This is a genomic window from Thermus thalpophilus (genome assembly GCF_022760915.1).
In the GTDB taxonomy this organism is placed as follows: domain Bacteria; phylum Deinococcota; class Deinococci; order Deinococcales; family Thermaceae; genus Thermus; species Thermus thalpophilus.
Genome location: NZ_JAKTNS010000029.1, coordinates 1 through 13,303, shown reverse-complemented (window position 1 = coordinate 13,303; position 13,303 = coordinate 1). Strand labels below are relative to the sequence as shown.

At 67.2% G+C, this 13,303-nt stretch carries 13 protein-coding genes; 2 read left to right on the top strand and 11 right to left on the bottom strand.

Annotated elements, in window-relative coordinates; genetic code table 11:
• Window positions 1–5: 5 nt before the first annotated feature.
• The 7 genes from L0D17_RS09985 to dnaK all read right to left on the bottom strand — a co-directional run bounded on the left by L0D17_RS09985 (window position 6) and on the right by dnaK (window position 7,813).
• The gene (locus tag L0D17_RS09985) at window positions 6–1,190 is read right to left on the bottom strand and encodes a VLRF1 family aeRF1-type release factor (protein ID WP_243094974.1); all 1,185 of its coding nucleotides are present in this window, start codon (window positions 1,188–1,190) and stop codon (window positions 6–8) included.
• Window positions 1,187–1,576, bottom strand: coding sequence for a ferritin family protein (locus L0D17_RS09980; protein WP_243094973.1), 390 nt, complete (start codon window positions 1,574–1,576; stop codon window positions 1,187–1,189). The genes L0D17_RS09985 and L0D17_RS09980 overlap by 4 nt, the downstream gene beginning before the upstream one ends.
• Before the next feature lie 12 nt (window positions 1,577–1,588).
• Complete coding sequence (gene clpB / locus L0D17_RS09975; protein ID WP_243094972.1) at window positions 1,589–4,153, bottom strand: ATP-dependent chaperone ClpB; 2,565 nt, start codon at window positions 4,151–4,153, stop codon at window positions 1,589–1,591.
• A 166-nt stretch (window positions 4,154–4,319) separates the two neighbouring features.
• Complete coding sequence (locus tag L0D17_RS09970; protein WP_039456537.1) at window positions 4,320–4,556, bottom strand: chaperone modulator CbpM; 237 nt, start codon at window positions 4,554–4,556, stop codon at window positions 4,320–4,322.
• A complete protein-coding gene (locus L0D17_RS09965) occupies window positions 4,543–5,370 on the bottom strand; it encodes a DnaJ C-terminal domain-containing protein (RefSeq protein WP_243094971.1) in 828 nt (275 codons plus the stop codon). The genes L0D17_RS09970 and L0D17_RS09965 overlap by 14 nt, the downstream gene beginning before the upstream one ends.
• 3 nt (window positions 5,371–5,373) lie before the next feature.
• Entirely contained in the window at window positions 5,374–5,910 is a 537-nt protein-coding gene (gprE, locus tag L0D17_RS09960; RefSeq protein WP_039456540.1) for a nucleotide exchange factor GrpE, read from the bottom strand.
• Window positions 5,911–5,968: 58 nt separating this feature from the next.
• The gene (gene dnaK, locus L0D17_RS09955; RefSeq protein ID WP_243094970.1) at window positions 5,969–7,813 is read right to left on the bottom strand and encodes a molecular chaperone DnaK; all 1,845 of its coding nucleotides are present in this window, start codon (window positions 7,811–7,813) and stop codon (window positions 5,969–5,971) included.
• A 125-nt stretch (window positions 7,814–7,938) separates the two neighbouring features.
• On the opposite strand from dnaK, the gene ftsH reads away from it, so the two are divergent.
• Entirely contained in the window at window positions 7,939–9,816 is a 1,878-nt protein-coding gene (gene ftsH, locus L0D17_RS09950) for an ATP-dependent zinc metalloprotease FtsH (RefSeq protein ID WP_243094969.1), read from the top strand.
• A 44-nt stretch (window positions 9,817–9,860) separates the two neighbouring features.
• Here the strand turns inward: ftsH and L0D17_RS09945 are convergent, their stop codons facing one another.
• The 4 genes from L0D17_RS09945 to L0D17_RS09930 form a co-directional block, all read right to left on the bottom strand.
• Window positions 9,861–10,154 carry an HU family DNA-binding protein gene (locus L0D17_RS09945; RefSeq protein WP_243094968.1) on the bottom strand — a complete coding sequence of 98 codons (294 nt, stop codon included), beginning with the start codon at window positions 10,152–10,154 and terminating at the stop codon, window positions 9,861–9,863.
• A 122-nt stretch (window positions 10,155–10,276) separates the two neighbouring features.
• Window positions 10,277–10,912 carry a lysophospholipid acyltransferase family protein gene (locus tag L0D17_RS09940; RefSeq protein WP_126164739.1) on the bottom strand — a complete coding sequence of 212 codons (636 nt, stop codon included), beginning with the start codon at window positions 10,910–10,912 and terminating at the stop codon, window positions 10,277–10,279.
• A 6-nt stretch (window positions 10,913–10,918) separates the two neighbouring features.
• Complete coding sequence (locus tag L0D17_RS09935; protein ID WP_243094967.1) at window positions 10,919–11,599, bottom strand: endonuclease V; 681 nt, start codon at window positions 11,597–11,599, stop codon at window positions 10,919–10,921.
• Window positions 11,599–12,471, bottom strand: a complete 873-nt coding sequence (locus tag L0D17_RS09930; protein WP_243094966.1) for an SIS domain-containing protein — start codon at window positions 12,469–12,471, stop codon at window positions 11,599–11,601. The genes L0D17_RS09935 and L0D17_RS09930 overlap by 1 nt, the downstream gene beginning before the upstream one ends.
• Window positions 12,472–12,490: 19 nt before the next feature.
• On the opposite strand from L0D17_RS09930, the gene L0D17_RS09925 reads away from it, so the two are divergent.
• A complete protein-coding gene (locus L0D17_RS09925) occupies window positions 12,491–13,252 on the top strand; it encodes a class I mannose-6-phosphate isomerase (RefSeq protein WP_243094965.1) in 762 nt (253 codons plus the stop codon).
• Window positions 13,253–13,303: the final 51 nt, after the last annotated feature.

Here is a 13,303-nt window from a genome sequence, read left to right as displayed (position 1 = left end):
CCTCCTTACCACCTCAAGAGCGCGGCCATCCCCCCGCGCTCAAGAAGCCGTTTCTCCGCCTCGCCGCGCACGAACTCCAGCCTGGTGGCGTAGCCGGCGGCGAGCTCGGGCAACACCACGGCCAGGGGCTTAGCCTCGGGCCGCTCGCAGGCCGAGAGGGCCTTGGCCTCCTCGGCGAAGTAAAACCCGTCGCAGGCGTAAACCCCCTGGTCCAGGGTCCAGGGCAGGACCCAGACCTCCACCCGCCCCTCCTGCACCCTGTCCAGGACCTCGGGGCCGAAGACCGCCTTGGGGTAGGCCTCTTCCAGGCTTTCTAGGAGCTCCAGCTCCTTGGCCCGCTCAATGGCCAAAAGCTCCGGCTCCAGCCGCTTCAGCACCTGGCCGGGGGTGGCGTTGGGGTGGGGGAGGGAGGGGAGGAGGGCCACCACCTTCTCCTTCAGGCGCTTGGGCAGGTAGCCCAAGAAGAGCTTGGTGTGCTCCTCCGGGCCCATGAGGACGAGGCGGGTGAAGCCCCGGGCCTCCACGAGCTTTTCCAGCTCATGGGCCAAGGTCTTGTAAAAGCGCTCCTCCCAGGCCTCGAGGCGCTTGGCGAAGAGGTCCTGTCCCGCCCCGCCCCGGGAGATGCCCGCCAGGTTGAAGCGGCGGCCCGGGGCGTCCAAGCTGAGGCGGCGCCAAGCCTCGGTGTCCAGGGCCAAGAAGGCGTCATGGACCTCTTCTATCTCCCCCAGGAAGACGTCAAAGACCCGCCAGCGCTCCTGGTCCACGTAGACCACGCCGTAGCGCTCGTACTCGTCCAGGGCGTAGACCAGGGGGAGGAGGAAGGGGGCGCCGTAATGGGCCAAGGCCCCGTTGGTGAGCAGGCGGCTTTCCTTTTCGTCCAGGAACTGGGTTTTCACCCCGCTCACCAGGGGAAGCTCCACCTGGAGGAGGAGGACCTCAAAGACGTCGTCCCCGGCGAAGAAGACCGCCGTCTTGGCCTCCAGCACCTGGTTCTTCAGGACCCCCAAGACCTTTTCCGCCAGGGCCTCCGGCACCTTCAGGGCTTTCATGGCGTCCTTGGCCCTTAGGGCGTAGGCCCGGGAGGCGTTTTCCGGCTTGGCCGGGTTCACGTCCAGGTACAAGGAGAGCACGGGACCGTGCGCCTCGCCAATGGCCTCGCGCAGCCTTTGGATCTCCGCTTTGGTGATCATACGTTACCTCCAATTAGCACCACCGCTTTCCGCACCGCCTCCTGGTTCAGCTTTTCCTCCTGGCCGAGCCGGGTGAAGAGGGCTTCCAGCTCGGGGTCGGGAAAGGTGCTTTCCAGGTAGTAGGCCCGGTCAAACCCCTCTTCGGAGAGGAGGCGGAGCATGGCTTCCCAACCTTCCTCCCCGGCCTTGGGGGCGGGGGGCAGGGAAGCCCCCCGCTTCCTTAGGGCCTCGGCGATGGCCTCGGCGTGGGCCCGTTCCCGGGCAGCCACCTCCTGGAGGAGGGCCCGGACGTGGGGGTAAGGCACCCCTTCCGCCGCCCGCTCCGCCCGCAGGGCGTCCAGGAGCTCGTCTTGGTAGGCCCGCCGGAGCACCTCCAGCACCTCCATGCCCCACCTCCTTTAGGCCTCCACCCGGAGGGCGGTTTGGAACACCAGGCCCTGGGGCGTGGCGTCCACCAGCACCCGGTCCCCTTCCCTCACCTCCCCGGCCAGGATCTTCTTGGCCAATGGGGTTTCCAGCTCCCGCTGGATTACCCGCTTCAAGGGCCTGGCCCCGAAGACGGGGTCGTAGCCCCTTTCCGCCAGGAAGTCCTTGGCCGTCTCGGTGAGCTCCAGGCTGATGCGCTTTTCCGCAAGCCGGGCCCGGAGGTTCCCGAGCTGGATCTCCACGATCTGGCGGATCTGCTCCCGGGAGAGGGGCCGGAAGACCACGATCTCGTCCAGGCGGTTCAGGAACTCGGGGCGGAAGTGCTTCTGCAAGACGGCGAAGACCTCCTCCCGGATCCGTTCGTAGGGCAGGCCCTTCTGGATGCCCTCCAGGATCAAGGGGCTTCCCAGGTTGGAGGTGAGGATGATGACGGTGTTGCGGAAGTCCACGGTGCGCCCGTGGCTGTCCGTGAGGCGGCCGTCGTCCAGGATCTGCAGGAGGATGTTGAAGACGTCGGGGTGGGCCTTTTCAATCTCGTCAAAGAGGATGACGGTGTAGGGGCGGCGCCGCACCGCCTCGGTGAGCTGGCCACCCTCCTCGTAGCCCACGTAGCCGGGCGGGGCCCCGATGAGGCGGGAGACGGCGTGCTTTTCCATGTACTCGGTCATGTCAATGCGCACCATGGCCTCCTCGGTGTCAAAGAGGGTGGCGGCCAGGGTCTTGGCCAGCTCCGTCTTGCCCACCCCGGTGGGCCCCAGGAAAAGGAAGCTCCCGATGGGGCGGTTGGGGTCCTTGAGCCCGGCCCGGGCCCGGCGGATGGCGTCGGCCACCGCCTGAATGGCCTCGTCCTGGCCCACCACCCGCTTGTGGAGCTCCTCCTCCAGGCGCAAAAGCTTCTCCCGCTCCCCTTCCAAAAGCCGGGAAACGGGGATCCCGGTCCAGCGGGAGACGATCTCGGCGATGTCCTCCTCGGTGACCTCCAGGCGTACGAACTTCGCTCCCCGAAGCTTCTCGGAAAGCGCCTCCACCTCGGCCTCGAGGCGGGGCAGCTCCCCGTAGCGCAACTCCGCCGCCCGGTTCAGGTCGTACTGCCGCTCGGCCAGCTCAATTTGGCGCCGCACCTCGTCCAGGCGCTGCTGGGCCTCGCGGAGCTTCTTCAGGATTTCCCGCTCCGCCTCCCACTCCGCCCGGAGCTTCTCTATCTCCTTGGTAAGCTCGGCGATCTCCGCCTCAATGGCCTTAAGCCGCTCTTGGGAGTCCGGGTCCTTTTCCTTCTTGAGGGCCTCCCGTTCTATCTCCAGCTGGAGCTTTTTCCGCTCCAGGGCGTCAATCTCCTCGGGGGCGCTTTCCAAGGCCATGCGGAGCCTCGCCGCCGCCTCGTCAATGAGGTCAATGGCCTTGTCGGGGAGGCGCCTTTCCGGGATGTAGCGGTGGGAGAGGACCGCCGCCGCCACGATGGCGGGGTCGGAGATGCGCACCCCGTGGTGGACCTCGTACTTCTCCTTGATGCCCCGGAGGATGGAGATGGTGTCCTCCACACTGGGCTCGTCCACGTAGACGGGCTGGAAGCGGCGCTCCAGGGCGGGGTCCTTTTCAATCTCCCGGTACTCGTCCAAGGTGGTGGCCCCGATGAGCCTGAGCTCCCCCCGGGCCAGGGCGGGCTTAAGCATGTTCCCGGCGTCCACGGCGCCTTCCGCCTTGCCCGCCCCCACCACGGTGTGGAGCTCGTCAATAAAGAGGATGATCTCCCCTTGGGACTGCACCACCTCCTGGATCACCGCCTTCAGGCGCTCCTCAAACTCGCCCCGGTACTTGGCCCCGGCCAGGAGGGAGCCCATCTGCAAGGAGATGATGCGCTTGCCCTTGAGGCCCTCCGGCACGTCGCCCTTCACGATACGCTGGGCCAAGCCCTCCACGATGGCGGTCTTCCCCACCCCAGGCTCACCGATGAGCACGGGGTTGTTCTTGGTGCGCCGGAGGAGGATCTGGATCACCCGGCGGATCTCCTCGTCCCGGCCGATCACGGGGTCCAGCTTCCCCTCGGCGGCCATCTGGGTCAGGTCAATGCCGTACTGCTCCAAGGCGTTGTAGGTGCTTTCCGCGTGTTCCGTCTGCACGGTTTTCCCTCCTCTTAGCTCTTGCAGGGCTTTCTTCAGGGGTTCTAAGCCCGGAAGCCCGGGGGTGGCCTCGCTCAAGGCCAGGACCAGGGTGTCCAGGGCCACGAAGCGGTCCTTGAGCTCCTCCATCAGGGCCTCGGCCCGGTTAAAGGCCCCGGAGAGGCGGCTCGTGAGGTACTGCCCCCCTTCCGCCCCCTCCACCTTGGGCAGCCGGGCGAGCTCCTTTTCCTGGAGTTCCTTAAGGGCTTTGGGGTCGGCCCCCGCCTTCTCCAGTAGGCGCCAGGCGAGGCCCTTGGGGTCCTTGAGCAGGACCACCCAGAGGTGGGGCAGGTCAATGGCCTGGTGCTTCATCTCCCGGGCCAGGACCTGCGCCTGGGCCAGGGCTTCGCGGGCGGCTTGCGTCCAGCGTTCCAGGTTCATACCCCTTGCCTCCTGCTACCCTAAGCATATCACTTGACATATGCATTGTCAAGGAAGTTGAGAAGTAAAAGCCAAAACCGGATGGGCCAGCGTCAGGGAAGGGGAGGGGAAGGAACGCCTTGTCTGGAGTTTAGCAGAAAAGGAGGGTAAGGATGTCCCGGGGAGCCTAGCGCCCCTCTAGGATCTCCACCACCAAGGCGGCCCCGATGAGGTTGGCCCCGAGGTCCTTGCGGATGCGCTCCGCCTTGGCCATGCGGCGGAGGTCCTCCCGCCGGAAGTACCAGGTGCCCGCCACCTCCAGGGGCTCCACGAAGCCGATCTCCACGTAGGCACGCACGGCGCTTGCGGAAAGGCCGTACTCCGCCAGGGCCTCCAGGGAAAGCCACTCGCTACGCACGAGCATAGTAGGCCTCCGCTAGCTTCTTCCAAAGGGCTTCCTCCTCGGGGCTTAAGCGCTCGGGGATGGTGAGGCGCACCTCCAGGTACAAATCCCCCCTGCCCGAGGGCCCCGGGAAGCCCTTGCCCCTTAGCCTTAGCTTCCGGCCCGCCTGGGTCCTTGGGGGGATGGTGACCTCCACCGGGCCCTCGAGGGTCTGCGCCCGCACCTTGCCCCCCACCACGGCGATGGGGGCGGGGACGTCCAGGGTGGCGTAGAGGTCGTTCCCCTCAAGGCGGAAGGTGGGGTGGGGGAGGAGGCGCACCTGGAGGAGGAGGTCCCCCGGGGGCTCCCCAGGCCCGCCCATGCCGGGCACCCGGATCACGATCCCCTCCTGCACCCCGGGGGGGATGCGCACGGAAACCCGGCGGCCCCCCACCTCCAAGACCCTTTCCCCGCCGTGGAAGGCCTCCTCCAGGGTGAGGGGAAGCTCGGCCCGCACGTCCCGGCCCCGCCTGCGGCCCCGGCGGCCGAAGAGCCCGCCGCCGAAGAGCTCTTGGAAGAAATCGGAGAAGTCCTCCACGTCAAAGCCGGAGAAGTCGTAGCCGCCGGGGGGCGGGGGGGGCGGGGGCGTGGCGGTGCCGTAGGTGTCGTAGAGCTTGCGTTTCTCCGGGTCGGAGAGGACGGCGTAGGCCTCGTTGATCTCCTTGAACCTCTCCTCCGCCTCGGGGCTTTTGTTGACGTCGGGGTGGTACTGGCGGGCCAGGCGCTTGTAGGCCCTTTTGATCTCCTCCTGCGTGGCGTTTTTGGGGACGCCGAGGATGGCGTAGTAGTCCTTCATGGTCTACTCCACGCCCTCTTCCTCAGGGCTCTTCTCCTCGCCCACCGCCACCCGGGCCGGGCGCACCAGGGCCTCTCCCAGCCGGAAGCCCCGCTGGAAGACCCGGGCCACCTTGCCGGGCTCCCCGGGCAGGAGGCCGATGGCCTCGTGGTAGCGGGGGTCAAAGGCCTGGCCTTCCCCCGGCACCTCCTCCACCCCAAGCCCGGCCAGGATGCGGAAGAAGCCTTCCCGCACCGCCTTGACCCCTTGGAGGATGCTTTCCGGCCTGGCCTCGGCGAACTCCAAGGCCCGCTCCAGGTCGTCCAGCACCGGGAGCAGGGCCCGCACCGCCTTTAAAACCCCCTCCCGCTCCCGAAGCCTGAGCTCCTCCTCCATGCGCTTGCGGTAGTTGTCAAAGTCGGCGAGGAGGCGCAGGTACTGGTCTTTGAAGCGCTTGAGCTCCTCCTCGGCGGCTTGGAGCTTCTCCTCCAGGGCCAGGGCCTCCTTCTCCACCGCCTGGAGGTCGCGCTCCAAGGTGTTCTCGTTCCGTTCCTTCTCCATCCTGCCTCCTGGGGTGCCGGGCCCCGCCCCTGGGGGCGGGGCCCCTTACGGCTTGGTCTTAGTCGGCCGGCTTGTACTCGGCGTCAATCACGTCGTCGGGCCCCTTGCCGCTTGCCGTGGCCCCCTTCTCGTAGGCCTCCACCGCCCGCAAGAGCTCCTCCGTGGCCGCCTTGAGCTCGGGGTCTGGGGCATCCCGTTCCACCAGCTCCTTGGCCTTTTGGATGGCGGCCTCGAGGCGGGCCTTGGCCTCGGGGGTGCCTTGCTTCTCCGAGAGGACTCTTTCCGCTTGGATGCGGGCGGAGTCCAGGGTGTTCTTGAGCTCGGCGTGCTCCTTGCGGCGCCGGTCCTCCTCGGCGTGGCGCTTCGCCTCCTCAATCATCCTTTGGATCTCCTCCTCGGAGAGGGTGGTGGTGTTCTGGATGGTGATGGAGGCCTCCTTGCCCGTGGACTTCTCCCGGGCGGTCACATGGAGGATGCCGTTGGCGTCTATGTCAAAGCAGACCTCAATCTGGGGCACCCCAGCGGGCATGGGGGGGATGCCCTCGAGGCGGAAGCGGCCCAGGCTCTTGTTGTCGGCGGCCATGGGGCGCTCGCCCTGGAGGACGTGGATCTCCACCGCCGTTTGGTTGTGCTCGGCGGTGGTGAAGATCTCGCACTTGCGGGTGGGGATGGTGGTGTTCCGGGGGATGAGGACGGTCATCACCCCGCCCTTGGTCTCCACGCCCAGGGAGAGGGGGGTGACGTCCAGGAGGACCACGTCCCGCACCTCGCCCATGAGGACCCCGGCCTGGATGGCGGCCCCCATGGCCACCACCTCGTCGGGGTTCACGGAGCGGTTGGGCTCCTTGCCCAAAAGCTCCTTCACCACCCGCTGCACCGCGGGCACCCGGGTGGCGCCACCCACCAGGATTACCTCGTCAATCTGGCTGGGGGAAAGGCCGGCGTCCTTCAGGGCCTGCTCCACCGGGCCCCGCAGGCGCTTCAGGAGGGGCTCAATGAGCTCCTCAAACTTGGCCCGGGTGAGCTTCTTCTCCAGGTGCAGGGGGGTCTTGGTGGCGGGGTCCAGGGCGATGAAGGGGAGGCTGATGGTGGTCTCCGTCATGCTGGAGAGCTCAATCTTGGCCTTCTCCGCCGCCTCAATGAGGCGCTGCAGGGCTTGGCGGTCCGCCCGGAGGTCCACCCCGTACTCCCGCTTGAACTCCTCCGCCACCCAGTTGACGATGGCGTGGTCCATGTCGCTGCCGCCCAGGTGGGTGTCCCCGGAGGTGGCCTTCACCTCAAAGACGCCTTCCCCGATCTCCAGGATGGTGACGTCAAAGGTGCCGCCCCCCAGGTCAAAGACCAGGACGGTTTCGTTCCCCTTCTTGTCCAGGCCGTAGGCCAAAGCGGCGGCGGTGGGCTCGTTGATGATGCGCAGGACCTCCAGGCCTGCGATGCGCCCGGCGTTGGCCGTGGCCTCCCGCTGGGCGTTGTTGAAGTAGGCGGGCACGGTGATCACCGCCTTGGTGATCCTTTCCCCGAGTTTCTTGGAAGCGTCCTCCACCAGCTTGCGGAGGACCATGGCGCTGATCTCCTCGGGGGTGTAGAGCTTGCCCTTCACCTCCACCCGCACGCCGCCGTCGGGCCCCGGGACCACCTTGTAGGGGACCCGCTTGGCCTCTTCCTGCACCTCCTCCCAGCGGCGGCCGATGAAGCGCTTGATCTCAAAGATCGTCCCTTCCGGGTTCAAAACCGCCTGGCGCTTGGCCATGCGGCCCACCAGGATCTCCCCGTCCCGGAAGGCCACCACGCTGGGGGTGACCCGCTCCCCCTCCGCGTTTTCCAGCACCACGGGCTTGCCGCCTTCCATCACGGCGATCACGCTGTTGGTGGTGCCCAGGTCAATGCCCACTGCCTTAGCCATACTTCACCTCTCAACCCTAAGCATAAAGGGCCCCATATGGATTAGTCAAGAGACTTGAGCAAGATAATATCATGGTGCCGCGGGCTACCCTGAAGCCCGGCCTTGCGTGTACCCTAGGAGAAGACATGTCCCGGCTTCCGTTGAACTTCTTGGTTTTCGTTCTGGGCCTTCTCCTTTTGGCCTGGGCCTTTAGCCTGGCGGGTACGGTGGGAAGTGGCGGGGGAGCGGTGAACTACACCACCTTCCTCGAGGACCTGCAGGCGGGCCGGGTCAAGGAGGTGGTGGTGCGGGCCGGGGACACCCGCATCCAGGGCACCTTGGTGGACGGCTCCTCCTTCACCACTTACGCCGCCAGCCCCCCCGACAACGCCACCCTTGAGTCCTGGACCCGGCGGGGGGTGAGCGTGCGGGTGGAGCCTCCCCAGGGGCAAAGCCCCTTGGGCTTCCTCTGGCCCCTTCTGTTGGTGGGCCTTCTCATCGGGGCGCTTTTCTACTTTTCCCGCACGGGGAGGGCCGGGCCTTCCGACTCCGCCTTTAGCTTCACCAAAAGCCGGGCTAAGGTCCTCACCGAGGCCCCCAAGGTGACGTTCAAGGACGTGGCGGGGGCGGAGGAGGCCAAGGAAGAGCTCAAGGAGATCGTGGAGTTCTTGAAAAACCCCGCCCGCTTCCACGAGATGGGGGCCCGCATCCCCAAGGGGGTGCTCCTGGTGGGCCCTCCCGGGGTGGGGAAGACCCACATCGCCCGGGCGGTGGCGGGGGAGGCCAAGGTGCCCTTCATCACCGCCTCGGGGTCCGACTTCGTGGAGATGTTCGTGGGGGTGGGGGCGGCCCGGGTGCGGGACCTCTTTGAAACCGCCAAGCGCCACGCCCCCTGCATCGTCTTCATTGACGAGATTGACGCCGTGGGCCGGAGGCGGGGAGCCGGGGTTGGGGGCGGGAACGATGAGCGGGAGCAGACCCTGAACCAACTCCTGGTGGAGATGGACGGCTTTGAGAAGGACTCCACCATCATCGTCATGGCGGCCACCAACCGCCCCGACGTCCTAGACCCCGCCCTGTTGCGCCCGGGCCGCTTTGACCGCCAGGTGGCCATTGACGCCCCGGACGTGAAGGGAAGGGAGCAGATCCTGCGCATCCACGCCCGGGGCAAGCCCTTGGCGGAGGACGTGGACCTGGCCCTTTTGGCCAAGCGCACCCCCGGCTTCGTGGGGGCGGACCTGGAGAACCTCTTAAACGAGGCCGCCTTGCTCGCCGCCCGGGAGGGGCGGAAGAAGATCACCATGAAGGACCTGGAGGAGGCGGCGGACCGGGTGATGATGGGCCCGGCCAAGAAGAGCCTGGTCCTCACGCCCCGGGACCGGCAGATCACCGCCTACCACGAGGCGGGGCACGCCTTGGCCGCCCACTTCCTGGAGCACGCCGACGGGGTGCACAAGGTGACCATCGTTCCCCGGGGGCGGGCTTTGGGCTTCATGATGCCCCGGCGCGAGGACATGCTCCACTGGTCCAGGAAGCGGCTTCTGGACCAGATCGCCGTGGCCCTGGCGGGGCGGGCGGCGGAGGAGCTGGTGTTTGAGGACGTGACCACGGGGGCGGAGAACGATTTCCGTCAGGCCACGGAGCTGGCCCGGCGCATGATTACGGAATGGGGCATGCACCCCGAGTTCGGCCCTGTGGCCTACGCCGTGCGGGAGGACACCTACCTCGGGGGGTACGACGTGCGCCAGTACTCCGAGGAAACCGCCAAGCGCATTGACGAGGCGGTGCGGCGCCTCATTGAGGAGCAGTACGCCCGGGTGAAGCGGCTTTTGGCGGAGAAGCGCGAGGTCTTGGAGCGGGTGGCGGAAACTCTTTTGGAACGGGAAACCTTGACAGCGGAGGAGTTCCAAAAGGTGGTGGAGGGCCTGCCCCTGGAGGAGGAGAAGCCCCAGGAACGGGAGGAAAAGGAGGCCCCCAGGGTGGTGCCCAAGATCAAGCCGGGCGGGGCTTTGGGCGGGGCCTAAAGGATAAACCCAGGGGGCCTTTGCCCCCTGGGGGAAGGGAATACCTACTTCTTGACCTTCTCCTTGAGGGCCTTCCCTGGCTTGAAGGCGGGGTACTGGGTTGCGGGGATCTTGATCTTCTCCTTCGTGCCGGGCTTCACGCCGGTGCGGGCCTTCCGCTTGCGCACCTCAAAGGTGCCGAAGCCGGTGAGCTGCACCTTGTTGCCGGCGGAGAGGGCCTCTTCCACCTTGGCAAAAAAGGCGTCCACCGCCGCCTTCACGTCCTTCTTCTTGAGGCCCGTGGCGGAGGCCACCTGGTCCACCAGATCCGCTTTGGTCACCGTTTTCTTTGCTGCCATTCTTCACCTCCTTCCTCTTTTCCCTTCCGCAGGGACTATATCACGCCTCAAAGCTTGGGCGCAATAGCCTGACCTATTTCTACCGCTATATATAGCAATGTGTGATAACGGAAGCATTGGCTCTAGCGGTACTCGGGGGGGAGAAGTTCCCGTACCTTGGCCTCTATTTCCCGGGTGAGGTTTTCAAGCTCCTGACGGGAAATCCGCTCCGCCCTTGGAACGAGGATGGGCTTGCCGTAGACCACCCGGATGGGGCGGCGCAGGCGGAAGAGCTTGCGGCCCACGGGCCAGGCCTTGTCCGTGCCGATGACCGCCACGGGCACCACGGGGCTTCCCGTGCGTAGGGCGATGGCCGCCACCCCGGTCTTGAAGGGCTGGAGCTTGCCGGTGCGGCTTCGGGTGCCCTCGGGGAAGATGCCGAAGGCCATGCCCCTTTCCAGGGCGCGGAGGGCGCTTTTGATGGCGGAGAGGTCGCTTTGCCCCCGTTCCACGGGGATGGCGTAGAGCCGGGGGAGGAGCCAGGCGAGCAGGGGGAGCCGGAAGACGTCGGCCCGGGCCAGGAAGCTCACGGGGCGCCGCACCCCGGCCCCGATGGCGATGGGGTCCAGGATGGAGAGGTGGTTGGCGGCCAGGATCACCGGGCCTTCCTGGGGCACGTTTTCCGCGCCCTCCACCCGGTAGCCGAAGAGAGCGTGCAGGAGGAAACGGGCCACGTACCAGGCGGCCCGGTAGACGGGGTTGGGCTTTGCGGCTTCCACGGGGTCTTAGTCTAAGGCGGCTAGGGCCCGGCCCGCCTCCAGGTGGGCGAGGCGCAGGGGCTCGGGCAGGCGGAAGCGGGTGGGCAGGCGCTTCACGAAGGCGAGCGCTTCCTCCAGGCCCACGCGGTGGCCGGGAGAGACGTAGAGGGGCTTGACCCCGGTGCGGCTCCGGTAGGCGTAGCCGATGGGGCGGCCCTCGGGGGAAAGGAGGCGCACGGCGCTTCCCGCTTCCTGGGGAAGGGGGCCCTCCGGGCGACCAAAGAGGAGGCTTTTGGCCACGCCCACGCTAGGCAGGTCCAGGTGGACCCCCAGGTGGCTGGCGATGCCCAGGCCCCGGGGGTGGGCGATCCCCTGCCCATCCACCAGGAGGACCTCGGGGGCCTCGGGGAGGGTTTTTAGGGCCTCCAGGTAAGCGGGGGCCTCACGGAAGGAGAGGAGGCCGGGCACGTAGGGGAATAGCGCTTCTTCTGGGACCCGGGCCTGGCCCACGAAAAGGGGCCCTTTTTCCAGGTGATAGAGGAGGGCCACGGCCACCAGGGGCTTGCCCCGTTTGTGGGAGGCGTCCAAGGCGGCGAGGAGCCTCTTGCCCTCCAGGCTTCCGGAGAGGACCACCCGTTTAGCGAGGGCCCGTTGCAGGGCCAGGGCCGCCTTTGGGCTCTCCGGCCTGGGGAAAGGCGGCACCTCCATCAGGTGATCTCCCGAAGCCGTTCCAGGACCTCCCCATCCGAGGGGTCGGCCCCGTAGAGGAGGGCGAGGTAGTAGGCGGTCCAGGCCAGGCGGTACCAAAGGGCCATGGTCTGGGCCAGGCGGCTTCCTTCCGGGGGCGGCACCTCGGCGATGGCGTCCACCCGGGTTTCCAGGATCTCCTTGGCGAGCCCGGCCGCCTCCCCTCCCCCGAGGAGCACCGCCGCCAAGGGGTCCCCCTGCTCGTGGCGGGCCTCGAGGCCGGTGAGGAAGAACTCCAGGGCGCTAAAGGGAGGGGTGAGGGAGAGGCTTTTGCCGATGCGGGCGAAAAGGCTTTGCGCCGCTTCCTCCAGGGGGCGGAAGAAGGGGCTATAGAAGAGGGGAAGCCGCTCCAGGAGGGTGTAGGCCAGGAACTTGGCGGGGTTTTCCTCCAGGGGGATCTCGGGGGTGAGGCGGCGCCTTTCTTGGACCAGGGCCTCGTCCACCTCCTTTAGGGCCGCCTCCTCCCCCGTGGCCAAAAGGAGGAAGCGCAGGTAGCGGTAAGGGCTCAAGGGGCTTGGGGGCAGGTGCACGTCCACCCCGGCGCGGAAGCCCACCCGCACCACCCTAACCCGCCCCGATTCCGCCAACACCCCCATGGCCGCCGCCTCCCCCAGGTCGTAGCCCCCTTCCAGGAGGAAGAGGGTGCCCGTTTCCGTCCAGTCGGGAAGGCCCAAGGCTCTGGCGGCGAAATGGGCCTCCCCGTAGGCCAGGGCGGCGTGGGGGGCGGGGTAGGCCTCCTGGGGAACGGGCCCGGAGCCCACCAAGTCCCTAAGCTCCAGGGCCAACCCCTGGCGGTCCACCAGATAGGTTTCCTCGCGGTCCAGGTCGCGCATACCCTTTATGCTAACCCCCATGCGGCCCTGCCCGCCCAAGCCCGTGGCCCGCATCTGGGGAGGAAGCGCCTTGGGATTTGGCCCGGGGATCGGCGAGGTCTGGCTTTGCGAGCACCCCCTTTTGGTGAAGCTTTTGGACCCCAGGGACTGGCTTTCCGTCCAGGTCCATCCACCCCACGCCTACGCCCTTAGGGTGGAGGGAAGGCCCGGCAAGTACGAGGCCTGGTACGTGCTCTCCCCGGGGGAGATCGTCCACGGGTTTTCCCGCCCCGTGACCCGGGAGGAGGTGGAAGCACGGGCGCGGGCGGGCACCCTGGACGAGGTCTTGAACCGGGTGCGGGTGGAAAGGGGCCAGGTGGTCTACCTCCCCGCGGGCCTCGTGCACGCCCTGGGGCCTGGGGTGCGGGTCTACGAGGTCCAGACCCCCTCCGACCTCACCTACCGCCTTTACGATTACGGCCGCCCCCGGGAGCTCCACCTGGAGAAGGCCCTGGAGGTGGCCCTCCTGGAGCCCACCCCCATCCTCCAGGCGCCCCCTGAGCCCGTGGAGGGAGGGGAAAGGCTTCTTTCTACCCCCTTCTTTGACCTCTTCCGCTACCCCTTGCGCGGGCGGCTTTTCCTCCGGCCCGAAGCTCGCCTGGTCCTCACCCTCCTGGAGGGGAAGGCGCGGCTAGGGGAAGCGGCCCTAACGCCCCCCGCCACCTTCCTCCTGGAGGCGGGGGAGGAGGCGGCTTTAGAGGGGGAGGGGCTCCTCCTCGGGGCTAGCCCGAAAGGCGGCTAAGAGGCTGTCGTAAAAGGGTGGTATTCTTGAGGGATGAGCTCTAGACGATCT